The 23,377-nt window shown below is 40.4% G+C and carries 20 protein-coding genes, 1 other RNA gene and 2 pseudogenes; 15 read left to right on the plus strand and 8 right to left on the minus strand.

Features of this window, described 5'->3' with window-relative positions:
• Positions 1-474: a tRNA-uridine aminocarboxypropyltransferase gene (locus tag VSAL_RS05975; protein WP_044583215.1), complete on the plus strand. Its 474-nt coding sequence runs from the start codon at positions 1-3 to the stop codon at positions 472-474.
• A 25-nt stretch (positions 475-499) separates the two neighbouring features.
• On the opposite strand, the gene VSAL_RS05980 is transcribed toward VSAL_RS05975, so the two are convergent.
• Positions 500-1,846 (minus strand): anti-phage deoxyguanosine triphosphatase, encoded by a 1,347-nt coding sequence (locus VSAL_RS05980; RefSeq protein ID WP_012549845.1) that lies wholly within the window; start codon positions 1,844-1,846, stop codon positions 500-502.
• A 170-nt stretch (positions 1,847-2,016) separates the two neighbouring features.
• Between VSAL_RS05980 and VSAL_RS05985 the strand changes: the two genes are divergently transcribed.
• Both VSAL_RS05985 and VSAL_RS05990 read left to right on the plus strand, forming a co-directional pair.
• A complete protein-coding gene (locus VSAL_RS05985; protein WP_231850886.1) occupies positions 2,017-3,414 on the plus strand; it encodes a coniferyl aldehyde dehydrogenase in 1,398 nt (465 codons plus the stop codon).
• A gap of 78 nt (positions 3,415-3,492) precedes the next feature.
• A complete protein-coding gene (locus VSAL_RS05990; RefSeq protein WP_012549847.1) occupies positions 3,493-4,377 on the plus strand; it encodes a DMT family transporter in 885 nt (294 codons plus the stop codon).
• Positions 4,378-4,482: 105 nt separating this feature from the next.
• Here VSAL_RS05990 and VSAL_RS05995 read toward each other — a convergent pair whose 3' ends face one another.
• Positions 4,483-5,631: an iron-containing alcohol dehydrogenase gene (locus tag VSAL_RS05995; protein ID WP_012549848.1), complete on the minus strand. Its 1,149-nt coding sequence runs from the start codon at positions 5,629-5,631 to the stop codon at positions 4,483-4,485.
• Positions 5,632-5,827: 196 nt separating this feature from the next.
• Between VSAL_RS05995 and VSAL_RS06000 the strand changes: the two genes are divergently transcribed.
• Together VSAL_RS06000 and VSAL_RS06005 are read left to right on the plus strand one after the other, a co-directional pair.
• Positions 5,828-6,712, plus strand: a complete 885-nt coding sequence (locus VSAL_RS06000) for an AraC family transcriptional regulator (protein ID WP_012549849.1) — start codon at positions 5,828-5,830, stop codon at positions 6,710-6,712.
• 42 nt (positions 6,713-6,754) lie between these two features.
• On the plus strand, positions 6,755-7,288 hold the full coding sequence (locus VSAL_RS06005) for a dihydrofolate reductase family protein (protein ID WP_012549850.1): 534 nt from the start codon (positions 6,755-6,757) through the stop codon (positions 7,286-7,288).
• Between the two features lie 67 nt (positions 7,289-7,355).
• Here the strand turns inward: VSAL_RS06005 and VSAL_RS06010 are convergent, their stop codons facing one another.
• A complete protein-coding gene (locus VSAL_RS06010; RefSeq protein WP_012549851.1) occupies positions 7,356-8,570 on the minus strand; it encodes a pyridoxal phosphate-dependent aminotransferase in 1,215 nt (404 codons plus the stop codon).
• A gap of 196 nt (positions 8,571-8,766) precedes the next feature.
• The gene (locus tag VSAL_RS23505; protein WP_023603567.1) at positions 8,767-8,904 is read right to left on the minus strand and encodes a hypothetical protein; all 138 of its coding nucleotides are present in this window, start codon (positions 8,902-8,904) and stop codon (positions 8,767-8,769) included.
• On the opposite strand from VSAL_RS23505, the gene VSAL_RS06015 reads away from it, so the two are divergent.
• The 6 genes from VSAL_RS06015 to menE all read left to right on the plus strand — a co-directional run bounded on the left by VSAL_RS06015 (position 8,897) and on the right by menE (position 16,036).
• A complete protein-coding gene (locus VSAL_RS06015) occupies positions 8,897-10,219 on the plus strand; it encodes an isochorismate synthase (RefSeq protein ID WP_012549852.1) in 1,323 nt (440 codons plus the stop codon). The two genes, VSAL_RS23505 and VSAL_RS06015, sit on opposite strands and share 8 nt — an antisense overlap.
• Positions 10,216-11,949 carry a 2-succinyl-5-enolpyruvyl-6-hydroxy-3-cyclohexene-1-carboxylic-acid synthase gene (gene menD, locus VSAL_RS06020; protein ID WP_012549853.1) on the plus strand — a complete coding sequence of 578 codons (1,734 nt, stop codon included), beginning with the start codon at positions 10,216-10,218 and terminating at the stop codon, positions 11,947-11,949. Before VSAL_RS06015 ends, menD begins: the two co-directional genes overlap by 4 nt.
• On the plus strand, positions 11,933-12,727 hold the full coding sequence (gene menH / locus VSAL_RS06025; RefSeq protein WP_012549854.1) for a 2-succinyl-6-hydroxy-2,4-cyclohexadiene-1-carboxylate synthase: 795 nt from the start codon (positions 11,933-11,935) through the stop codon (positions 12,725-12,727). Before menD ends, menH begins: the two co-directional genes overlap by 17 nt.
• A gap of 4 nt (positions 12,728-12,731) precedes the next feature.
• Entirely contained in the window at positions 12,732-13,598 is an 867-nt protein-coding gene (gene menB / locus VSAL_RS06030; RefSeq protein WP_012549855.1) for a 1,4-dihydroxy-2-naphthoyl-CoA synthase, read from the plus strand.
• A 78-nt stretch (positions 13,599-13,676) separates the two neighbouring features.
• Positions 13,677-14,651, plus strand: coding sequence for an o-succinylbenzoate synthase (gene menC, locus VSAL_RS06035; RefSeq protein ID WP_012549856.1), 975 nt, complete (start codon positions 13,677-13,679; stop codon positions 14,649-14,651).
• Entirely contained in the window at positions 14,639-16,036 is a 1,398-nt protein-coding gene (gene menE, locus VSAL_RS06040; protein ID WP_012549857.1) for an o-succinylbenzoate--CoA ligase, read from the plus strand. Before menC ends, menE begins: the two co-directional genes overlap by 13 nt.
• A gap of 25 nt (positions 16,037-16,061) precedes the next feature.
• On the opposite strand, the gene VSAL_RS06045 is transcribed toward menE, so the two are convergent.
• The gene (locus VSAL_RS06045; RefSeq protein WP_231850887.1) at positions 16,062-16,598 is read right to left on the minus strand and encodes a hypothetical protein; all 537 of its coding nucleotides are present in this window, start codon (positions 16,596-16,598) and stop codon (positions 16,062-16,064) included.
• Between the two features lie 122 nt (positions 16,599-16,720).
• Between VSAL_RS06045 and tnpA the strand changes: the two genes are divergently transcribed.
• The 3 genes and pseudogenes from tnpA to tnpC all read left to right on the plus strand — a co-directional run bounded on the left by tnpA (position 16,721) and on the right by tnpC (position 18,935).
• The gene (gene tnpA / locus VSAL_RS06050; protein ID WP_012548925.1) at positions 16,721-17,035 is read left to right on the plus strand and encodes an IS66 family insertion sequence element accessory protein TnpA; all 315 of its coding nucleotides are present in this window, start codon (positions 16,721-16,723) and stop codon (positions 17,033-17,035) included.
• A 76-nt stretch (positions 17,036-17,111) separates the two neighbouring features.
• Positions 17,112-17,378 (plus strand): IS66 family insertion sequence element accessory protein TnpB, encoded by a 267-nt coding sequence (gene tnpB / locus VSAL_RS06055; protein ID WP_083799278.1) that lies wholly within the window; start codon positions 17,112-17,114, stop codon positions 17,376-17,378.
• Positions 17,379-17,449: 71 nt separating this feature from the next.
• Positions 17,450-18,935 (plus strand): annotated as a pseudogene (gene tnpC, locus VSAL_RS06060) (IS66 family transposase).
• A gap of 15 nt (positions 18,936-18,950) precedes the next feature.
• Here tnpC and VSAL_RS06065 read toward each other — a convergent pair.
• The 3 genes and pseudogenes from VSAL_RS06065 to ffs form a co-directional block, all read right to left on the minus strand.
• Positions 18,951-21,653 (minus strand): annotated as a pseudogene (locus VSAL_RS06065) (glycosyl hydrolase family 18 protein); the annotation flags it as partial.
• Entirely contained in the window at positions 21,598-22,098 is a 501-nt protein-coding gene (locus VSAL_RS06070) for a type II secretion system protein (RefSeq protein ID WP_012549858.1), read from the minus strand. The pseudogene VSAL_RS06065 and the gene VSAL_RS06070, both read right to left, overlap by 56 nt.
• Positions 22,099-22,265: 167 nt before the next feature.
• Positions 22,266-22,362: signal recognition particle sRNA small type (ffs, locus tag VSAL_RS22400), an RNA gene on the minus strand.
• Positions 22,363-22,602: 240 nt separating this feature from the next.
• On the opposite strand from ffs, the gene VSAL_RS06075 reads away from it, so the two are divergent.
• Complete coding sequence (locus tag VSAL_RS06075; RefSeq protein ID WP_012549859.1) at positions 22,603-23,352, plus strand: DUF481 domain-containing protein; 750 nt, start codon at positions 22,603-22,605, stop codon at positions 23,350-23,352.
• Positions 23,353-23,377 lie beyond the last annotated feature (25 nt).

The raw sequence follows: 23,377 nt of genomic DNA on the forward strand, positions 1-23,377 counted from the left end.
CTGACTCTCAAATCTATACCAAAGTGTGTCGGTTATTCTTGGAACCTAGGGTTAAATCAATTGTTAGCACAAGATGACTATCTTCATCAGGTGCTCTTTCTCGATAGTGAAAGTAAGGCAATTAACGGACAAAAGATAGATTCAGATCAGAAACAACGGATTATCTTATTGGATGGTACGTGGAAAAAAGCGTATAAAATGTGGCAATTATCGACCAATTTACATGGACTTCCAAAAGTTCATTTGGATACCGAGTTATCAGGTAATTATCGAGTGCGTAAGGCACCTAAAGATAATGCGTTATCAACCGCGGAAGCGGGATACCATGTTTTGAGTCAATTGGATTTAGACGGTTCGATTGTGGAAGATGGAGATAAGTTCGATTCAATTTTGATTGCGTTCGATAACATGATCGAATTTCATATTAGTCAAATGCCTGAAGGCGTTTACCAAAAGAACTACCGTTCAGAGTAGTTCTTTTGGTGGTATCAACAGATCGTTAAATTGGCACAAAGAGTTGATTATATAAACGCTGCGCATAACCGTCAGTCATACCAGCGATATAGTCGGCAATGATCCGGTGGTGGTTTGTGCCACTTTCTTTTGCTTCACGCCATTCTCTTTTATCATTTTCGGGTAATAGACGCTCTGGATCTGAATTCAGTGCGTCAAAAATTTCCATTACAATTTGTTGGCCTTTATATTCAATACGTTGCATTTCAGAATTATGAATTACGTATTGACCGACAAATTTCTTAAGAATGTTTAGAGCGTAGCTCATTGATGGGCTTAGATAAGCATTCCATTTTAGTAATTCTGATTCGAATGATTGCTCTTCTTCAAAGGTGCTTTTTTGGATGGTAATGGACGTTAATAACGCATTAACCATGCCGCCGATACCGTCTTTACGCTGATATTGCAGGCCTGAAAACAGCTTATCTCCAATGTTATTTATATGCGCTTCAAACCACTCATCCCCACATTCAGCAAGTTTGCTTGCGACTGATTCTTGCCATTGGTTACGAGTCACTATACCCATGACTATCGCGTCTTCAAGATCATGAATGCCATAAGCAATGTCATCGGCTAGTTCCATGATTGAGCAATCAATGGATTTGAAACGGGTTTTTTTATGTACTTTGTCATTTTCTTTTTGAAAGCGAAAAGTAGAGAATAACGTTTTATCGGCTTCAGATAATGGGGCGGTTATCCAATGTAGAATGCTCTCATCATCACGATAAATTCCTTTAGGCGGATGCCATTCAATGGATTTTAAGTGACGTAAGTTAGTCACATCATCCGGTCTGTATTTAGAATGAACTTGGTCAAGAAAAGCAGGGTATTTTAATACACCCATTAATGTTCTTCTTGCTAGGTTCATTCCGAAATGTTCGGTATAAGGTTCTAATTTACTCAAAATACGCAGAGTTTGTCCGTTGCCTTCAAAGCCGCCATGATTACGCATCATGTAATTTAGCGCGATTTCCCCACCGTGGCCAAAAGGCGGATGACCAATATCATGAGCGAGACAAATACTCTCCATCAAACTGGTTGAGGTTAATAAATGACGAAACTCTGGCTGCCTCAATTTCAATTGAGCCACAATACCCGTCCCAATTTGAGAGACTTCTAAAGAATGAGTAAGGCGAGTGCGATAAAAGTCATTTGCGCTGCCGGGGCCATGGACTTGAGTTTTTGCTTGCAGGCGACGAAAGGCAGCCGAGTGGAGAATACGAGCGCGATCTCGTTGAAAAACGCTGCGTTGATCATTACGACGTAACTTTTGTTCGTTACTGATGCGGTCTTCCCAATGGGGAGAAAGGGTAATATCTATCGTTTTATTCATTATTATTGTTCTCGAATTAATTATTACCCTGTGATCATTACAGACTTGGCATAAAAAGATCAATCAGTTATTTGAGAAATAGAAGCATCACATAATTGAACATTATTGTTATTTAGTCGTTTAGATACCTTGCTATAATCATGTTCTATCTGTTGAATGGAATAAGAAAAATGGATGATGTAGTTAAGTTAAAATCAGAGTTTACGCAATTTCAAGACGCTTACCAACGTAATCCTTATCCAATAAAAGAGGAGAGGTTGGGCCATTTATCGACATTGAAAGCCGCATTACTGGCAGAGCAAGTTGCGATTATTGACGCGTTAACCGCAGATTATGGGTTTCGTAGCAAATTTGATTCGACGATTTGTGATGTTATGCCAACCATTCAACACATCAATTACACCGTAAAACGTGTACCAAAATGGCTTAAACCTGAAAAACGCAAAGCGGGATTATTACTGTCACCATCAACGCTATCGATTACTTATCAGCCGCTTGGAGTTGTTGGTATTATTGTGCCGTGGAACTTTCCTATATTTTTAAGTATAGCGCCTATTGTGACGGCATTAGCGGCGGGTAATCGAGTGATGGTAAAGCTAAGTGAATATACACCAGAAACGAATCAGGTATTGCGTCGTGTATTTTCATCATTGACTGAACATATTTGCGTCATCGAAGGGGACGGAAATATAGCCGCTGAATTTTCTCAATTACCCTTTAACCATTTATTATTTACAGGCTCAACTCAAATAGGAAAGTTAGTGGCGAGTTCGGCGGCTAAAAACTTAACCCCTGTGACTCTTGAGCTTGGAGGGAAATCTCCTGTAATCATTGCGGATGATGCTGAAATAAGCACTGCTGTAGATGCCATCATGCTCGGTAAATCGATTAATGCTGGGCAGATATGTGTTGCGCCTGATTATGTCTTTATTCCGAAAGACAAAGTAGATGCGTTTATTCAGCGTTATTCTCAGCGTTTTCTACAGGCATTTCCTGAGAAAAAAGGAAAAAGAGAATACAGTCATATTATTAATCAGACTCAGTATGATCGGTTAACTCATTACAGCCAAGACGCTCAAAATAAAGGGGCAACAATTATTTCTATTGGTGAATCAAGTAATGACCAAGGACGATTATTTTTACCGCAACTGATGACGAACGTCAGTGATGAGATGTTGGTGATGCAAGAAGAGATTTTTGGTCCTATTTTACCTATCATTGGTTACGATAACGTAGATGAAGCGATCACTTATATTCAAGCGCACCCTCGTCCGCTAGCGTTATATATCATGTCGAACGATAAAGAGATGATTCAGAATATAATAAAACAGACTCACAGTGGTGGGGTCGCCGTGAATGATACTATGATGCATGTGGCGGCAGATGATGCGCCTTTTGGTGGTATTGGTGATTCTGGTTTAGGGAGTTATCACGGTATTGAAGGCTTTAAAACCTTTTCTCATGCGAAGACAATCTTACAAACGCCTAAATGGCTCCCTCGTTCAAGATTGCTATTAAAGCATAAAAAATGGATGCTGAAATTACTGAGCATCAAATTCATAAAATAGTCTGCGTTATTATAGGTTGGCAAAGGAGGGGATAGGTCGTATGATCTGATTCCCTTTTTTATCACGAATCGTTTATTTATGTCTCAACATCAACCAGTCCAAGGGGCATCTTGGATGTTAACTGCGGGCCTTGCCTTTGCTATCGTTAACAGTATTGCCCAATATTTAAGCATTAATTTTGGATTGCCTTCAACCATGGTTGCTTTGGTGCAATATGCGATTGCTTTAGTGGTTATTTTGCCTTATTTACGCACATTAGGGATCCGAAATTCACTAAGAACTGAATACTTTGGTATGCATGTTATACGTGTGTCTCTCGCCGTTGTTGGTATTCAATTGTGGCTATGGGCATTAGCCTACCCAGTGCCTATTTGGCAGGGTATTGCATTGTTAATGACATCCCCATTATTTGCGACGATAGGTTCAGGGCTTATTTTAAAAGAGAAAGTCGGTGTCGCTCGTTGGTGTGCAACATTAGCAGGCTTTGTTGGTGCAATGATCATTCTTGAACCGTGGGCTGATGATTTTACATGGGCAACATTATTACCTGTTGGAGCTGCGTTTTTTTGGGCGTGCTATTCATTAATGGTAAAGAAAATGTCATCAAAAGATTCACCATCAACCATGGTGGTGTATTTGCTGATATTGATCACGCCGTTTAATATTTTATTAGCGTTACCTGAATGGCAAGTACCCAGTGATATGACGATGTGGATGTTGTTATTTGGTGCTGGTGTCATGACGGCGTTGGCACAATGGGCTATTGTAAAAGCATATTCAGCGGCAGACGCGTCTTTTGTACAGCCTTTTGACCATGCCAAATTACCATTAAATGTCTTGGCTGGTTGGATGGTTTTTGGATGGGCTCCTCCGGGACGTTTATGGCTAGGTGCTGCGATTATTATTGCATCGGTAGCCTTTATTACGCAGTGGGAACGTAAGAAACAGACCGTAATTAAATAACATAAATACGTTTGCTGAGGTTAACAACGAGAAAAGCCGATTCAACTAACCGTATTGTTAAGTTGAACCGGCTTTTTTATGTTGATGCTAAGTCAGTTGTAAAAACTACTTCACCGCATCTTCAAGAATTGCACGAGATACATCAAGAGTAATTGCTTGGTTCTCACCTAAAGCAACCATGCCATGAGCTTCAAGTTGTTTGATGATGGTATCAATTGCTGATGCTTTATCATCACCGTGCTCTGTTAACTCAGTTGGTGAGTTTAGGCTATGGTAGAAGGTTTCAATTGCAATAATTGTACGTTCTGCTAAATCATCAGACGCTTCTAGGCCAAATACGTTTTTACCCATTTGCTCTAATTTTGCTCGTTTCGCTTCAATTTGGTTACGAAGTAAAGACGGTTGAATGATAGAAAGAGAACGAGCGTGATCAACGTGATACAGAGCCGTTAGTTCATGACCGATCATGTGTGTTGCCCAGTCATGTGGAACACCAGAACCAATTAAGCCGTTTAATGCTTGGTTAGCTGTCCACATTAGGTTTGAACGCCACTCGTTATTATCACGGTTATTGTATTGAGCGCCAAGAGTCAGTAGGTTACGAAGTAAGGTTTCAGCATAACCGTCTTGAACCATTGCACCGATTGGCATTGTTAGGTATTGCTCACAAGTATGAACCCATGCATCGACTAATCCATTGATTAATTGACGTTCAGGTAGCGTCTTCATTGAATCAGGATCAAGTACCGCAAATTTAGGCTGTACTGCTGCTGCCATGAAAGGCAGTTTTGTTTGAGTTGATTTTTGTGTAATAACTGAACCAGAGTTAGATTCAGAACCTGTCGCTGGTAGCGTTAGAATAGCCCCCAGTGGAATTGCTTCTGTCACGGTGTGTTTACCGATCAGAATATCCCAACCATTGCCATCGTATTTTGCTGCAGCGGCAACGTATTTAGAACCGTCGATAACTGAACCACCACCAACCGCCAGAATGTAATCAATCTTTTCTGCTTTTGCGATAGCAACGGCGTTATCTAATGTCTCAACCGTTGGGTTAGGCTCAACGCCTGAAAACTCAATCCAAGAGTGGTCAACTAAAGCGGCAACAACTTGGTCGTAAACGCCATTGTTCTTGATAGAGCCGCCGCCATAAATGACTAATACTTTTTTATCTTGTGGGATAGATGTTGCGATGGCAGCGATTTGACCTTGGCCAAAATGAATTTGGGTAGGATTAACATAAGAAAATTTCATTGCTGTACCTCATTGGTTCCAAAAGAAGAATGCCCTGTTTTTTACAAAGCTTATTATTTCAATAAGTGTATATTAGTCTTGAACTGTAACTTTAGAAAGGTGAATTACTGTATTTTTATTGCCTATTTCTACAATTGGCTGTATTTTTTAAAACAGAAGTAAATAGATGTGATCATAGTCTAATAAAGGAAAAATGATGAAATCTCTTGGTGATTTAATGCAAAGTTATGCCGACAGCTATGGTTTTAATGATCTTGAAGGGATCAGGGAAACGGCAGTACCCGGAGTGTGGTTTTATCGCAGTAGCAAAGGGAATCAACGGCAACCATTTGTTTACCAATCAGGGATTATTGTTATGGGGCGTGGGCATAAGCACATACATATCGGTAATCAACCTGTTCATTATGGTCCTGATGATTATTTGGTTGTTGGTGTCCCAATGCCATTAGAGTGTGAAGCCTTTCCAGAAAAAGGTGAACCATTATTGGGATTAAGTATTGATGTTGATTCGGCCTTACTGCATCGATTAGTGAGTGAATTAGAAAATGCCAATTTTCAGGTTTCAGCGCATTCTGAGCAAGACGGCTTTGGATTAATATCGGTTAAAATGGCTGATGATATGCTTGAGAGCTGTAAGCGTTTAATGCTCGCTTTACACAGTGATTTAGACACTCAAATGCTCGGAGAGTCATTACTTACTGAGATTGTTTATCGAGTGCTTACTGGTCCTGAAGGACACGTATTATTTAACCTTGCTCATCATGACAGTCAATATGCTCGTGTAGCAAAAGCCTTAAACAAAGTGCACCAATCCTACGCTGATGGGCTTACGGTTCAGAATTTGGCTGAAGAAGCGAACATGAGTGTTTCTGCGTTTCATTCGGCATTCAGAAAAGTGACACTAGAGTCACCATTGCAGTATTTAAAGAAAGTCCGTTTGAATAAAGCGAAAGAGCTTATTCAATTGGAAGGTCGAAGAGTAAATGATGCTGCTCACCTTGTAGGTTATACCAGTACATCTCAATTTAGCCGTGAGTTTAAGCGTCATTTTAATATGACGCCAAAGGGCAGTGTAGCGTAAGCATTTTATACAAAAAAATAGTCACTTATCTTGGAGTCTACAATGTCAAACAGCGTATTTATGGCAACAAGTTTAGACGGATATATTGCAGATAAGAATGGCGGTATTGATTGGTTACATACAATACCAAATCAAGATCAAAATTCGATGGGGTATGTAGAATATTTTGACCGTATTGATGCAATGGTTATGGGACGAAATACGCTTGATATGGTATTAGGTTTTGGTGTCGATTGGCCGTATTCCAAACCTGTTTTTGTATTAAGCAATACAATGACCTCCGTCCCTGCTGGTTACGAAGATAAAATTTTTTTAGTTAAAGGCCCATTAAAAGAGGTTATTAAAGGTATCAATGAGCAAGGATTTGAACATTTATACATTGATGGTGGTGTGACGATTCAAAGCTTCTTAAAAGAAGATCTGATTGATGAAATGATCATTACCACTATTCCGGTACTTTTAGGTGGTGGATCGCCTCTGTTTGGTGATTTAAACGCTCCCTTAAATTTCAAATTCGTGAAGAATGAGGTTTTTCTTAATGCCATCGTTCAGAATCATTTTGTGCGAGAGCGTTGAGTTATTTTTTTTGAATAAAAAAAAGGTCTGCAATTATGCAGACCTTCGTTTGTTTAGTACGTATTTATTATTGCTTATAAGTATGTAAGAAACGCTCTAAGCGTCCGATCGCAACTTCTAAGTCATCTACGCGAGGCAGTGTAACGATACGGAAGTGATCAGGTGTTGGCCAGTTAAAACCGGTACCTTGAACGAGTAATACTTTTTCTTTGATCAAGAAATCCAGTACGAATTTTTGGTCATCTTTAATTTTATACATCTTAGGATCAAGTTTAGGAAACAAGTACATTGCGCCCTTTGGCTTAACACAACTCACGCCTGGAATTTGTGTGATTAATTCATACGCTTTATCACGTTGCTCCAATAAACGACCACCCGGAAGCAGAAGTTCATTAATACTTTGATAACCACCCAATGCGGTTTGAATAGCATGCTGCATTGGTACGTTGGCACATAAGCGCATTGAAGCCAACATATCAAGACCTGCAATATACCCTTGAGCATGATCTTTAGGGCCATTCAAGAACATCCAGCCACCACGGAAACCACAAACACGATAAGCTTTAGATAAACCGTTAAATGTTACGGTAAGTAAATCGGGTGCTAGTGTCGCCAATGTCGTGTGAATTGCGCCGTCATAAAGAACTTTGTCATAAATTTCATCAGCAAAAATGATCAAATTGTTTTGACGAGCAATTTCGACTATTTGCAATAAGAAGTCACGGCTGTATACCGCACCGGTTGGATTGTTTGGGTTAATTAATACAATCCCTTTGGTGTTCGGTGTGATTTTCTTTTTGATGTCGTCAAGATCTGGGTACCAATCAGCACCTTCATCACATAAGTAATGAACAGGATTACCACCAGATAACGATACTGCCGCAGTCCATAAAGGATAGTCAGGAGCAGGAACCAGCATTTCGTCGCCATTGTTAAGTAACGCTTGCATTGCCATTACGATTAATTCAGAAGCCCCGTTACCGATGTACACATCTTCGACGTCAAGATCTAATAAACCACGACGTTGATAGTGTTGTACAACCGCTTTACGCGCTGAATAAATGCCTTTTGAGTCACCGTAACCTTGTGAGGTTGGTAGGTTTTTAATTACATCAACAAGGATTTCTTCAGGGGCGTCAAAACCAAACTGGGCGGGATTCCCAATGTTTAGTTTAAGAATTTTCTGCCCTTCTTCTTCCATTCTTTTAGCATGTTTAAGAACAGGACCGCGAATGTCGTAGCATACACTGCTAAGTTTTGATGACATTGCAATATTTTGCATGGTTTAACCTTGTTGATATAAAAAACGATATAAGCCCAAATTACACTATTTCTTATAGACTGAGAAACAATTTTTAGAAAAAAATCGTGTAAAAATGGCTCTTGCAGTATTTACGTCTGGAGGGTGAGGATAATTTAGATTGATTTAGCCTTCACAAAGAGACACATTTTGATACCAGTTTTATTTTTTAGACATACTATTGATGTGAATTATTTTTTATTTGCTGCACTTTTGCTAGAATCACTACATCTAACAAGGAAATAGCAAGTAATTCGGCTTGTGTATAACGGTGCCATGATGGCTGAAAACGATCAGGAGAGGTTAATTTGTCCACTTTTCAAGATGCCATTGAATCGATTCGTCATCAAATCGCACAAGCAACATCATCTCATACCATTTGTATTGACTTAGATTGGACGGTTGGTGATCAACTTATTGATTGGCTTGAAGCGCAACCGATTTACCCTAAGTTTTATTGGCAATCTCGTGATGGTGAAGAAGAAGTTGCGGTGTTAGGCCAAGTGAAGACCTTTACTGACCCAAAGGCGGCGCAACAAATATTAGCGCCTCAACAACGAGTGTGGGGCGGGCGATCGTTTGATGGGCGTACTGAACGAAACCGTCGTTGTATGTCTTCTTTTTTCTTTTTGCCTAAAGTTGAAATTACGCGTTTAAAATCATCGTGGCATTTCATGGTCAATTTGTCAGATGATAATTCTCGTTTATTGTCGACGTTAGATAAGTTAAGTGAGCAATTTACGCCATTATCTGAGTTGCATTGCCGTGTTCAACAACGGATCAATACGCCTGAAAAAGAAGATTGGTCGAACATGGTCAATAAAGCGTTGACTGCCATCTCAAATAAGCAATTTGAAAAGGTGGTATTAGCACGAAAAACAACACTAACACTTGACCAACCGTTGTCGTCTGCACAATTTTTAAAAGCGAGTCGTAAAGCCAATAGCCACAGTTTTCATTTTATGATGGCGTTGGATAGTGAACATTGTTTTATCGGTTCAACCCCTGAGCGTTTATATGTTCGTAATGGGTATGCGTTAAAAACAGAAGCGTTAGCGGGAACCATTGGTCGTGGTCATGATGAAGAAGAAGATGATCAACTTGCATCATGGTTAATCTCTGACAAGAAAAACCAATATGAAAACCGTCTTGTGGTGGATGATATTGTTAATCGCTTATCTAAATTCAGTCTTTCAATGAAGGTAGCTGAAAAATCTGAGCTGGTTAAATTACGTAAAGTTCAACATTTAAAACGTCCAATTTCAGCTGAAATTAATCAAGAATGCAGTGATTCTCAATTGCTTGATAATTTACAGCCAACAGCGGCTATTGCGGGGTTACCTCGCATGCCTGCATTGGACTTTATTATTGATAACGAACCTTTTGCTCGTGGTTGGTACAGTGGTGCCGTTGGTTTTTTAAGCCAACAACGCAGTGAGTTTTGTGTCGCGATCCGAAGCGCATTGGTTATGGGCAATAAACTTCATCTTTTTGCTGGTGCAGGTATCGTTCCTGGTTCAGAGCCAAGCAGTGAATGGGATGAATTAGATAGAAAGACATCAACGTTATGCACCTTATTAGAATCTGATATTACAATGAATCCAGAAATTACGGAGTCGCAAGTCGCATGATGCAACCAGAGCAACAAGTTATGCTAAACCAAGTTTGGGCTGAATTAATTATTGAAGAATTGGTTCGAAATGGAGTAAAGCATGTTTGTATTGCTCCGGGATCTCGCTCAACACCATTAACGCTTGCTGCCTCAGAGCATGAGAACTTATCAATTCATACGCATTTTGATGAGCGTGGATTAGGGTTTTTAGCCTTAGGTATTGCGAAAGCTTCACTGCAACCTGTTGCTGTTATTGTGACTTCGGGTACCGCCGTAGCCAATTTATTGCCTTCAGTGGTTGAATCTGGATTAACCAAAGAAAAACTTATTCTCTTAACGGCAGACCGCCCTGTTGAATTGATCGATTGCGGAGCCAATCAAGCCATTAATCAACATAATATTTTCTCTTCTCATGTGTGCCATTCTCTTTCTTTACCTTCTCCTAGTTCGAATGTACCTGCTCAATGGGTATTAAGTCGTTTGGATCAAGCTTGCTTTACTCAGAAAGAGCAAGGCGGGGCGATTCATGTGAACTGTCCTTTTCCAGAACCTTTTTATGGCAAAAAAGACGAAACCCTTTTACTCGCGTATTTAGCGCCGATTCAAGCGTGGAAAACAACAACGCTTCCTTATGTCGAACAATTAACGCCAAACTATGATGTCGCTGTATCTCCTCAATGGATGGAAGTCGCTCAAAAGAAAGGGGTCGTGATCATCGGCAAAGTGACGTTAGTTGAGGCGCAAGCGGCTGCAGACTTAGGGCGAGAGTTAGGTTGGCCTGTTTTGTCTGATCCTCAATCGGGTTATTGTTCTGAATGGGCTCATTATGATTTATGGATGCAAAACCAAGACTGTTTAGCGTTATTGGGTGATGTAGAGTGCGTGCTTCAATTTGGTGCGCGTTTGGTATCAAAGCGTCTTAGTGCGTGGTTATCTATGTACGATCAACAGTATTGGATAGTGGATATACATCCCGAGTTACTTGATTCAACGTTCCGTCAGCATACTCGTTATCATGCCTCTATTGTTGATTGGTGTTCGGCACACACAGAACGTTTACAAGGAAGAGATTGTTACTTTGATCATGCCCCATTAACGCAATGGAGTGAGTCATTAAAAGTGGCCTCTCAAAATATCTTGGCGCTTACGTGCTCAATGGTTTGTCATACTGAAACATTATCTGAATTAAGTTTTGCACTGACGGTTGGCCAAAAGGTAAATCACTGTGACTGGTTTATTGGTAACAGTTTAATTGTTCGTTTATTAGATATGGTTGGTGAGATTAATCAGCAATCCGTTTATACCAACCGTGGTGCTTCTGGTATTGATGGCTTAATGGCAACAGCAATGGGCGTTCATCTTTCGAATCAGAACCCTTTATTGTGCTTAGTGGGTGATACGTCATTGCTTTATGATTTGAATTCATTAGCATTATTAAAACAAGCGACACAGCCGATTGTTGTTGTCGTTTTAAATAATGATGGTGGTGGTATTTTTGATTTACTGCCTGTTGATGAAAAGAAAAAAGACGATTTCTATCGTATGCCTCATCACTTAGAGTTTAGCCACGCGGCTGCCATGTTTGGGTTGACCTACCATAAACCCGAAACCTTAAGCTGTGCAATATCCATGATCAATGACGGCTTAAAAGGCGGCGTTCATTTAGTTGAAATTAATACACCGTCAGGTCAAGCAGGCGAAGAATTAACACGATTATTCCAAACCATTCAACATGCCACTTTATTCTAAATTGATTGAACCCATAGAAAGCACTACACAACCTTGTGTGGTGTTTTTACATGGACTATTGGGCTCAATAAAAGAGTGGGATCAGATAGCCTCCGTCATTGCTCAATCACACCCTGTATTATTAATTGACCTTCCTGGACACGGTAAAAGTCAGTCGGTGGAATTGGAAGAGTCAACCGGGTTTGAACAAGCATGCCAGCTTATTATTGAGCAGTGTCACAGTTCTCCATATCAAGAGTTTGTGCTTGTCGGTTACTCTTTAGGAGGGCGTTTGGCGATGTATCTGAGTGCTTTTTTTCAGCTTCCTAATGACATAACCCTCCGAGGTTTGTGCGTTGAAGGAGGGAACTTTGGTTTAATCTCAAAAGAAGAAAAGCACATTCGGTGGCAAAATGACACGATGTGGGCAGAACGATTTGAACAACAACCGATTGCTGATGTTTTAGACAATTGGTACCAACAAAAGGTATTTTCTTCACTAAACCCTGAGCAAAGACAAGTTTTAGTAGCAAAGAGAAGTGATAATCTTGGACTCTCGATTGGAATGATGTTGAGATCAACCTCACTGGCTAAGCAACCATATTTGCTTAACGAGCTGCATCGTTGCACCATCCCTATGCTTTATATTTGCGGTGAAGCAGGTCAAAAATTTCAACACTTGGCTGAGCAAAGTCAATTAACGTATCAAATCATTGCTCAGGCTGGTCATAACGCTCATGTGGAACAGCCCGAACGCTTTACACATGTACTTAATACATTCTTACAACAATGGACATAACCCCATGGCAAGAACTGTTGGCATTTCAGAAGAAGAACTTTACCCTCCAGTAAATTGGACAGATTGCACTGCGCAATATGAAGACATTCAATATCATAAATCTGCAGATGGCATTGCAAAAATTACGATTGCACGTCCGCAAGTACGTAACGCATTCCGTCCTGGTACGGTTAAAGAGATGATGGATGCGCTAGCAGATGCTCGTTATGACGAGAAAGTTGGCGTTATTGTTCTAACGGGGTTAGGCGAAGAGGCTTTCTGTTCTGGTGGTGATCAGAAGATCCGTGGCGATTACGGTGGTTACCGTGATGACAGCGGCACACACCACTTAAATGTATTGGATTTCCAACGTCAAATTCGTACGTGTCCAAAACCAGTGATTGCTGCGGTTGCAGGCTACGCTGTTGGTGGTGGTCATGTACTTCATATGATGTGTGATTTAACTATCGCAGCAGAGAACGCTCAATTTGGTCAAACAGGTCCTAAAGTCGGTTCTTTTGATGGCGGTTGGGGTGCATCTTACATGGCTCGTATCGTAGGCCAGAAAAAAGCTCGGGAGATTTGGTTCTTATGTCGTTTCTATGATGCTCAAGAAGCACTAGACATGGGTTTAGTAAACACCGTCGTCCCTGTTGCTGATTTAGAGAAAGAAACGGTTCGCTGGTGTCGTGAGACGCTACAACATAGTCCAATGGCATTACGTTGTCTAAAAGCAGCATTAAATGCAGATTGTGATGGTCAAGCCGGTCTTCAAGAACTTGCTGGTAATGCAACAATGATGTTCTACATGACTGAAGAAGGTCAAGAAGGTCGTAACGCATTTAATGAAAAACGCCGCCCTGATTTCGATAAATTCCCTCGTAATCCATAAGCGACACTATCACTTATTTTGATAAGTTTGAGAGGCTCTCTGGAGTCTCTTTTTTCTTTTTATTGGTTGGAGTAACAAATGAAAACAGCCAAGATATATCAATATCAACTCCCTATGGACAGTGGAGTGATTCTTCGTGATCAACGTCTTCAACAAAGAGATGGGTTGATCATTGAATTAAGTGATGGAAAACACACTGCAAAAGGTGAGATTGCGCCTTTACCTGAATTTAGCCAAGAAAATTTAGAACAAGCACGTGAAGATTTAATCTCATTAACTCAAGCGTGGCTAAATGATGAAGTTCTGGATGTGGATGCCAATTGTCCCTCTGTTGCTTTTGGTTTTAGCATGGCGTTACTTGAGCTTGAAAATAATCTACCTGAAGTTGGTAATTATCAAGTTGCTCCTTTATGTTCTGGTGATCCAGACGATTTAGTGGTGAAGCTAAATGAGATGAGTGGTAAGAAAGTCGCGAAAATTAAAGTTGGAATGTATGAAGCGATTCGTGATGGAATGGTTGCGAATATGTTTTTAGAGTTGATCCCCGACCTCTCTTTACGTCTTGATGCTAATCGCGGTTGGACTCCTAAAAAAGCAGAGCAATTTGCGAATTATGTTAGCCCGCAATACCGTTCTCGCATTGAGTTTTTAGAAGAGCCTTGCCATAGACCAGAAGAAAGTCTTGAATTTTCTAAAGCGACGGGAATTGCCATTGCGTGGGATGAAACCGTACGTGATGAAGGTTTTGAAGTGAAAGCTCAAGATGGCGTGGCGGCAATCGTAATTAAACCGACGTTAGTTGGCTCTGTCGGTAAATGTATTGAACTTGTTGAGCAGGCACACCTGTTAGGAATGCAAGCTGTGATCAGTTCAAGTATTGAATCAAGCTTAGCGCTAACACAACTTGCACGACTTGCTGCTTGGAAAACACCGAATACGATCCCTGGTTTAGATACCATCGATTTATTTAAAATGCAGTTAGACACACCGTGGCCTCATTGTGAGTTACCGATGCAAGCGCTGTCCGATCTCGAGGTGATATGGGAAAGTTAATTACGCCTGAATTTACAACTTGGCCGTGGGTTAAGTGGAGTGAAACACGTGAGCTTGAAATCGCATTACGAGATGGTGATACGATCTGGACATGGGCTGAAGTATCGACTCAAATAAATCGCTACGCGAACGGATTACTTCAACAAGGGGTTAAACGTGACGAAGTCGTTGTCGGTATTTCTAAGAACTGCATTGAATTAGTCTGGTTGCAACTTGCTTGTGTCCGTATCGGAGCACGTTTTGCAAGTATTAATCCAAAAAAACCAGAGTGCGAACTTCATCAGTTAGTCACGAGTATTTCTGCGAGTCATATTTGGTTTGGAAAAGACCAAAAAACAATCTCGGGAATTTGGCACCATTTACAATTGATTAATGCTGAATATGGCGTCATAGCGGCCACTTGGCAGTTGGGTCGGTTAGCCACATTGACCTTTACTTCTGGATCGACGGGCTTACCAAAAGCCGTTGCACACAGTGCGAATAACCATTTACATTCTGCGGCAGGTTTACTTAGTTGGATGGATTTTGATGTATGCGATTCGTGGTTATTATCGTTACCACTATTTCATGTATCTGGTCTTGCGATTGTGTGGCGCTGGTTACTCTCAGGTGCAACATTAGTCATGCCGACATCGAACGGACTTCTTCATGATTTATCTAGTGTCACTCATGCGTCATTAGTGCCAACACAGCTAACTCAAATCTTGGCGGACGACCAAGTATCCCGTTTAGCCTTAAAGCGCGTATTGTTAGGGGGAGCCGTTATTCCTCCAGTATTAACAGAGGCGGCTGAATTGCAAGGTATTGAATGCTGGTTAGGCTATGGTATGACAGAGATGGGTTCTACTGTTACCGCTAAGCGAGCGGATGGTCATACTGGCGTTGGAAATGTCCTCCCTTATCGAGAGATTAAAATTGATCATGGTGAGGTTTTAGTTCGAGGCGAAACGTTAGCACTTGGCTATTATCGTTCATCTGGGATCATCGATATTGCTGAAGACGATGGTTGGTTTAAAACAAAAGATTTAGGTGATGTTTCTACGGGTGAGCTGCATATTAAAGGACGTGCTGATAACATGTTTATTTCTGGAGGGGAGAATATACACCCTGAAAAAATTGAACAAGCGTTATTATTGCATCCAATGATTGAGCAAGTGATTGTCGTTGAAAGCGTGGATGAACAATTTGGTTATCGACCTGTTGCCGCTGTTGTTACTACATCAGAGATTAAGGAAGAAGAGCTTACTTATTTCTTATCTGACAAACTTACCTCGTATGAATTGCCTATTCGTTATGAATTAATGCCTAAGTCGTTACTCAATACGGGCATTAAAATATCTCGACAAAAAGTAAGAGAGTGGGTGAATGATTTATTACCCGCATAAATAAATTATCAGGGTGTGCATCTTATTAAAGATATCGTGCTTTAATAAATCGAGATACACGCCCTGAAAATCGGTAAAAAAGATACACTGTTACGCATAAATTCATTGCTGATAATAATCCAAAAAACTGCGGTATTGATAAATTTACGACAGAAAGCATTATAATTCCGAGAAGGGCACTGCCTACCATGAATAGGGCATTATAAATGTTATTTGCAGCAATAATTTGAGAACGATACTTTGGTTGTGGGTAGGTTTGAATCATGACATAAAGTGGAACAATAAATATCCCACCAGACACGCCGAGTAAAAACAAACTGATGAAAACGGGTAATAAATCCAAGTTAGATAATAATTGAATAAAACCTATAGCATCAACGGGTGCGGTTGGTGTCATGACGTAAAGGATTGAGCCAAATACAGAGATACCTAAACTGCCTAATGGAATTATCCCCAATTCAATTTTATGCTTTGAAATCACATCGCAAGCTAATGACCCTATCGCAATACCAATAGAAAAAAGAGCTAATAACACGGTTACCGTTGTTGCATTGCCATTCAAATGTAAGTGGGTGTAATTTGGGAATTGAGTAAGGTAGCTTGGTAAGCGTGCGGGGAACTACACCTAACAAATAAAATTCATTATGCGTATCTTACGATCTTTCATTTAACGAGAACGTAATTATGCAAAAAGATAAAAAGAGAACACCAGAGCAATGGCACGCTCTATTTGAATCTCAGCAATCTAGCAAGCTTAGTGCCGCTGAATTTTGTCGTAACCATAATATTCTGCCAAAGACATTTAGTGCACGTAAAGCACGATGGAAACAAAAGATTAACGCTTCTACTTTCTTGAAAGTAGAAGCGTTAACATCAACTATCATCGCCACTCCACAATTACCAGATATTCAACTTTCTATCGGAAAATTGCGATTAACATTGCCAGCTAATACTGAACCTCACTGGATAGGACTCTTATTAAAAGGGTATCAATCATGAATGTATTTACTGATGTTTCCACCATTTATCTTCATCGTGATTTTGTCGATTTTCGCAAGGCCATTAATGGCCTGTCGTGATTGTTGAGCAAGAAATGCAACTATCACCGTTTAGTGATGCTCTATTTATATTTTGCAATAAGCCTCGTGATAAACTCAAAATATTGTATTGGGATAAAACAGGATTCGCTTTATGGTACAAGCGATTAGATGAAGACCGCTTCAAATGGCCACGAAATATAAATAACGATACGTTAGCATTATCAGAGCAGCAACTGACACTGCTATTACAAGGTTTTGATATCTTAGGACATCAACCGGTACATTATCAAACAACCCTTTAAATAGTTGATTCTCAGTCAAGAATAGGAGGCAACCGATTGATTACCTGTATTATCGTTATATAGTCATCTACATGACTGATAAAATAAAACCACTTCCTGATACCATTGACGAGCTGAAAGCACTTGTGCTTCAGCTTGAAAATAAATATAACCGTCTTCTAGAGCAATTTCGGCTGGCTCAACATCAGCGCTTTGGTAAAAGCAGTGAATCTGACTCGACTCAATTTGATTTATTCAATGAAACAGAAGAAGAAATCATCATTGAAAATGATGACACACAAACGATTACCTACACTCGTCAAAAGCCAAAACGCCAACGCTTACCTGAAGACTTACCGCGTACTGTTATTATCCACGACATAAAAGATAAAACTTGTAAGTGTTGCGGTCTAGAGATGCATGCGATGGGTAAAGACATCAGTGAAAAGTTGGAATTTGTACCAGCTAAAGTGGAAGTTATTCAACATGTTCGTCCTAAATATGCTTGCCGAAATTGTGAAAAAAACAATACTTCAGTAGACATTAAACAAGCCCCAATGCCAGCGTCACCAATCCCTAAAGGGATTGCGACCGCAAGTTTACTTGCTCAAATTATTACGGCTAAATTTCAATACAGTCTTCCACTTGATCGTCAAGATTCGCTATTTCACCAACGGGGTTTCCTTACTGTTCGGTTTTTGATGGCGGATTGCTTGATTTTACGCTCGGTTCTTTTTCCCCCTCTTGATCACGAGTTACATCGTTTTTTGGTTGAACAACCCACTCTGCATTGTGATGAAACAACGGTAAATGTGTTGGATGTTGAAAAAGCAAAATGTTATATGTGGGTCTACTGCTCTGGCTATGATTCTCCAGGCTCTGGTGTTTTGCCTGGAATTGTACTTTATGATTATCAATCTAGCAGGCATGGCTACCATCCAGTTAACTTTTTAAAAGGTTATAACGGGTATTTACATACCGATGGTTACCAAGGTTATGAACAAACTGAAGCGATTTTAGTTGGCTGTTGGGCACACGCACGTCGACGATTTATTGAGGCTCAACGTGTTCAAGTAAAGGGAAACAGGGAGTGCAGATTGGGTATTGAGTAAAATCCAAAAGCTATACCGGATCGAATCGTTATTAAAAGAGGCTTCCCCTGAAGCCAAGTATGTTGCTAGGCAGACAGAAGCCCGCGATTTACTTAAAGAGCTCCGTGATTGGCTTGATAGCGCAGTTAGTCGAGTATCACCTAAAACAAAATTAGGTGAGGCGATTAGCTATACATTAAATCAATGGGATAAATTAGTTCGTTATATTGATGATGGATTGTTATCTATTGATAACAATCGAGCAGAGCGAGCGGTTAAACCGTTTGTTATCGGCCGGAAAAACTGGTTATTTTCGGGTTCAACGGCTGGTGCAGATTCAAGTGCAATGCTTTACAGCATTGTAGAAACAGCAAAGGCAAACGGATTAATCCCTTACGATTATATTAGGTATTGTCTAGATCGTTTATGTGTTGGATCGCCAGATATCGATTCACTTTTACCTTGGAATGTAAAAGACAAGGTGTAGTTCCCCGCACGCTTACGGAAGAGCTTTCCAAGCAGGAAGAGTAAAAGCAATCCGATGCATTGTGCCATCTAGACCACCAATATTATCTGCACGAGTGTGACCAGAAGCGATGACTTGTAAACCACCACCAGATTGATCTTTCGCGTTATCAGGTGCAGATACAGGGATGTCAAATTGGAATTCAGTTCCACCAGGAATGTCTTGTCCTGTGTTGTTTGTGAAACTGATTTTTGGATTGATAGGGTAGTTTTGATCACCCACTTTAAATCCATCAATCGAAATAGCAATATCAACGGTTTCTGCTGGAAGTGCTCCCGTAGCAACGGTATTACCATAAGGCGTTGCGGCGGCGAATTTATCGTAGATCGCTTTAGTCATGGTATTACCCATGTGGTATTCACCATTGCCAGTTTGACATGCGGCTTCCGTGGCATCTACTGAAGTACGTTTACCGTTGGCATCAAGTACGTAACAGTTATAATCGCCAGCAAGTTCCCAGAACATGATGCCGCCGATCTCTTTATCGATCACATAATCCGCTTTTACGTTGATAGATGCTTTATCTTCTGTAGATAAGAAGACTTTTTTCTCTGCATTCCACAACCAAGGGGCAACGGCAACATTATCGTAATGACGAGTATAAGTACCGACCAATTTATCCGCAGGATCATTTGCAGGGTCTAACCCATAAATGTTTGCATAAGAACCAAAGATACCTTCTTGAAGGTTTTTAGCATGCCACATAGGGTTAGAGCCTGCGCCCATTTCTTGGCCGTATGAGTTCTTATCATGCCACATGTTATCGATACCTAACGCACCGTAACCACAGTTGTTTTTCTCACCTTCACCAGTACCAGCATCACACTGTGCTTGGTCTGGTAATGGTGCTCGACCCCAAAGGCCATTTTCACCACCAGTGACACCTTGCCAACCGCGAGTATAGTAAGGAACACCAATATTGATTCGACCTGCTGGCATAGAGCCGCGGAAGTAATGGAAAGCCCAATCGGTATTTAAATAGCCAATCCCCCCATAAGCTTCAGTGTCATAAACACTCCATTGTGCTAATTCAGAATCTTTACCTGTATCAAACAATGCGGCATTGTGGCCAACATGATCGTTCCACGCGCCGTGTAAATCGTAAGACATGATATTGACGTAATCGAGATACTTAGTGACGGCCATTGTTTCCATGCCACGTAGAAGGTAAGCAGAAGATGGAGCGGCAATCGTTAACATGTAATGGATATTATCTTCCGAACTAGCCACATCCAGTTTTTCACGTAGAACGCGCATTAGTTCATGATATGACTTCATTAAGTAAGGACGACGTGATTCCGAGAACGTCTTATCGTCAGGGTTACCGGCACCAGCCATTGATGTTGGGTACTCATAATCGATATCTAGACCATCGAACTTATACTTACGCATCATCTCAACAGCAGAAATTGCAAATTTTTCGATTGCTGCTTGATTGATACTGCCATCGGCATTGGTTGTCATTGTATAGAAACCGCCATCAGCAACGCGATTTCCGTCGGTACCAAAGTGACCGCCTGTTTCAGCCCAGCCACCAATAGAAATGAGTGTTTTAACATCGTGTTTTGCTTTTGCTGTTGCTAATGCACCGAAGTGACCCTTAAAGCCAAGAGTTGGATCAATTTCAACACCTGCCCACTCTTTGCCTGTTGCTGCATTATTTGGGTCGGTTACATCACCGACATTAACATTGCCATCAGAACCAATACTTACGAAGGCGTAGTTTATATGTGTTAATTGCTCCCAAGGAATATCATTAACCAGATAACTGTTTTGGTCATCACCACCATCACGCCAGCTAGTGAAATAGCCGATAACACGACGAGGGTGATCGGCTCCCATTAACTCACGACCTTCTTTATCATAAACAGTACAGTATGGAACATTTACCCCTTCAGTTTGATACATACCATCAGGACGGCAGTTGTCCGCAATAGGAAGTGAACTTGTTACGGTTAATGTAGAAGAAGAGTTGGTCGATGCGCCTAAATTATCGGTTGCTTTTGCATAAACAGAAAGTGAACCAGCAGACGTTGTTTTGTATTGTAGAGTATAAGGTGCGGTTGCTGTGGTACCAATAAGCGTATTGTTTACATAGAAATCGACTTTATCAATCGTTCCATCAGAATCGGTTGCATCAGCGGTTAATGCGACGGTAGCCCCCAGCTCTACACTTGACGCAGATAAGTTTAAACTTGCCATTGGCGCAATATTGTCAGTTGGAGTCCCGGTTACTGCTACAACAACAGAGCTTTCAGTACTGACGGCACCTTTATCATCATAAGATTGAGCACTAAAGGTATGAGATCCTTCAAGAGCTGTCCAAGAAGTGCTATAAGGGGAGGTCTCTGATGATGCTATTACTGATCCATCAACAGAAAAATCAACACGAACGACTGAACCATCACTGTCCGCCGCAGAAGCGGTTAACGTTACAATATCCCCAATAGCGATGTTATCTGTTGAGCTAGGAGAGGTTAAATCGACGGTTGGTGCAATATTAACAAGATCACCAGAGCAAGAGCCTAAGTCTTGCCATGCTCCCCATTCACCAGCCGTTGCAGGATCATTATTCTGAGTCCAATACTTTGCTTTATAAGCATTATTTCCTTGTTTTACTTGGTCACCACCATTGTAAACAGTGGCACCACTCCATGTACCTAAAGGAGTGCAGTCTATTTACCGCTTCACTGTATTTAATATTACACTTATCAGTACTGTATTTTTTACTTCTGTGCATGAAAGTAATATAGGGTTTACTAGTGTCATTATGAAAATACCATTCAGATGGAATATTGTCATTGTATTGAGAATCAACAAAAACTTGATTCATTAGTTTATTCCAAGATTTGGCTGCATCGGCTTTTGGGTAACCATATACAATGTGAATATTATCACCAAGTATTGTTATAGACCCGCTTGCTTGAGTGTCAACTCCTGTAAGAATTGTTTTTGGATGTAGTTGGTTCATTGCTCCAGTCATTTCTCCTTTTAGCCCTTGTAGCGCTGAAATTCGAGAATCACGTTGAAGGTTTATAAATTTTGATGCTGCAGTAATTGCTAAGATACTTAAAACTACAATTACAATGATAAGTTCTATCAAAGTGAAGCCTTTCTTTTTCATCGTATGCAATCCTGATTATTTAGAAGACTATAGTCTAAACAATATAGATAAACAGCAAAGTATTGATTTGATGAAGTTAGAACAATGTTGGTTTTATTTGTATTACGAATTTAATTTAGGGGAATAATAAAGCTGAGGATGTTGTTTTACAAAGGGGAGTTGGGTGGAAGCCCCAGCCACATCCCGGCACACACGTCACTCGCTGCGGCTGCTTCCTTCCGGATCTGACCGAGTTCACGAGTTAGTGTTGCGGGAGGACCAGGGCCTCCATAGATTCTGTTGTTCGTTAGAACGAGAGAGATTATTAAACATGGCTATGTAGATTGCAAGGATAAATAGTAAAAAACAGGCCAAGTGCTTAATTAAACAACACAAACAAGGAATTTAAACTAAAATCTGCGATAGACCATGTCTTAAATGTAATACGACCGTGTAGGTTTGGCATTCAATAAATTAAACCCCGTTATAATCATTAACAATTATAATCAATTTAAGAGGATACACATGTTTAGGTTAACTGCGATAGCATCGTTTATTTCGGCACTTACTTTATTTAATTTTTCCGCCGTAGCGGCAGAAGAAGATGATGTTTCTGGTGAGTTTAGTGGTGATGCGAAAGTCGGTTTCATTTATTCAAAAACAGATGAAACCTCGATGTCAGTTAATTCTGGTATTACTTTAAAGTATAAAGAAGCACGATGGCATCATACTGGCGAATTTTCTACGTATTACACAAAAGGTAATGAAGAGGATGACGGAACCAATAAGAATAAGATAATTTATGATGTAAAGTATGACATCACTGAGAGAATCTTTGCTTTTGGTAATGCGAAATATGAACATGACCAATTTGCGACTTATTGTGAGCAAGCACTATTAGTCGGCGGTTTTGGTGCGAATATTATTGATACTGAACATTCAACATTAGATGTCGGGGCGGGGCCTGGTTATAGATACTCTAAACGCCAAGTATTTGATGACGATTTACCTAATAATTCAGAAAAAGAAATGATTGCGAACTTTTTTATTGAAGGGCAATCAAAAATAACAGATGGCTTAGAAGCTGGTGGTGGTGTCCGTGTCGATTATGGCAGTTCAAATACAACTACAACGACGCATGTATTCTTAAAGAATAAGCTAATGGAAAGTTTATCGCTCATGTTAGACGCTGAATATATTTATAACAGCGTGGTAGCAACAGGGAAGACACACGATGAGATTTACAGTACATTAAGCTTAAATTATGGCTTTTAATGAGTAACTCTTGGTTATAATTGAT

Origin of the sequence: Aliivibrio salmonicida LFI1238, from assembly GCF_000196495.1 — a bacterium.
Classification (GTDB): domain Bacteria; phylum Pseudomonadota; class Gammaproteobacteria; order Enterobacterales; family Vibrionaceae; genus Aliivibrio; species Aliivibrio salmonicida.

What these genes read in the sequence shown, in the direction of transcription:
- VSAL_RS05990 (WP_012549847.1), top strand. Translation starts at nt 3,493, where the DNA reads ATGTCTCAACATCAACCAGTCCAAGGGGCATCTTGGATGTTAACTGCG.
- VSAL_RS06000 (WP_012549849.1), top strand. Translation starts at nt 5,828, where the DNA reads ATGAAATCTCTTGGTGATTTAATGCAAAGTTATGCCGACAGCTATGGT.
- menD (WP_012549853.1), top strand. Translation starts at nt 10,216, where the DNA reads ATGATGCAACCAGAGCAACAAGTTATGCTAAACCAAGTTTGGGCTGAA.
- VSAL_RS05995 (WP_012549848.1), bottom strand. Translation starts at nt 5,631, where the DNA reads ATGAAATTTTCTTATGTTAATCCTACCCAAATTCATTTTGGCCAAGGT.
- VSAL_RS05985 (WP_231850886.1), top strand. Translation starts at nt 2,017, where the DNA reads ATGGATGATGTAGTTAAGTTAAAATCAGAGTTTACGCAATTTCAAGAC.
- VSAL_RS06075 (WP_012549859.1), top strand. Translation starts at nt 22,603, where the DNA reads ATGTTTAGGTTAACTGCGATAGCATCGTTTATTTCGGCACTTACTTTA.
- menB (WP_012549855.1), top strand. Translation starts at nt 12,732, where the DNA reads ATGGCAAGAACTGTTGGCATTTCAGAAGAAGAACTTTACCCTCCAGTA.
- tnpA (WP_012548925.1), top strand. Translation starts at nt 16,721, where the DNA reads ATGCAAAAAGATAAAAAGAGAACACCAGAGCAATGGCACGCTCTATTT.
- VSAL_RS06010 (WP_012549851.1), bottom strand. Translation starts at nt 8,570, where the DNA reads ATGCAAAATATTGCAATGTCATCAAAACTTAGCAGTGTATGCTACGAC.
- menE (WP_012549857.1), top strand. Translation starts at nt 14,639, where the DNA reads ATGGGAAAGTTAATTACGCCTGAATTTACAACTTGGCCGTGGGTTAAG.
- VSAL_RS06070 (WP_012549858.1), bottom strand. Translation starts at nt 22,098, where the DNA reads ATGAAAAAGAAAGGCTTCACTTTGATAGAACTTATCATTGTAATTGTA.
- menC (WP_012549856.1), top strand. Translation starts at nt 13,677, where the DNA reads ATGAAAACAGCCAAGATATATCAATATCAACTCCCTATGGACAGTGGA.
- menH (WP_012549854.1), top strand. Translation starts at nt 11,933, where the DNA reads ATGCCACTTTATTCTAAATTGATTGAACCCATAGAAAGCACTACACAA.
- VSAL_RS05980 (WP_012549845.1), bottom strand. Translation starts at nt 1,846, where the DNA reads ATGAATAAAACGATAGATATTACCCTTTCTCCCCATTGGGAAGACCGC.
- VSAL_RS06005 (WP_012549850.1), top strand. Translation starts at nt 6,755, where the DNA reads ATGTCAAACAGCGTATTTATGGCAACAAGTTTAGACGGATATATTGCA.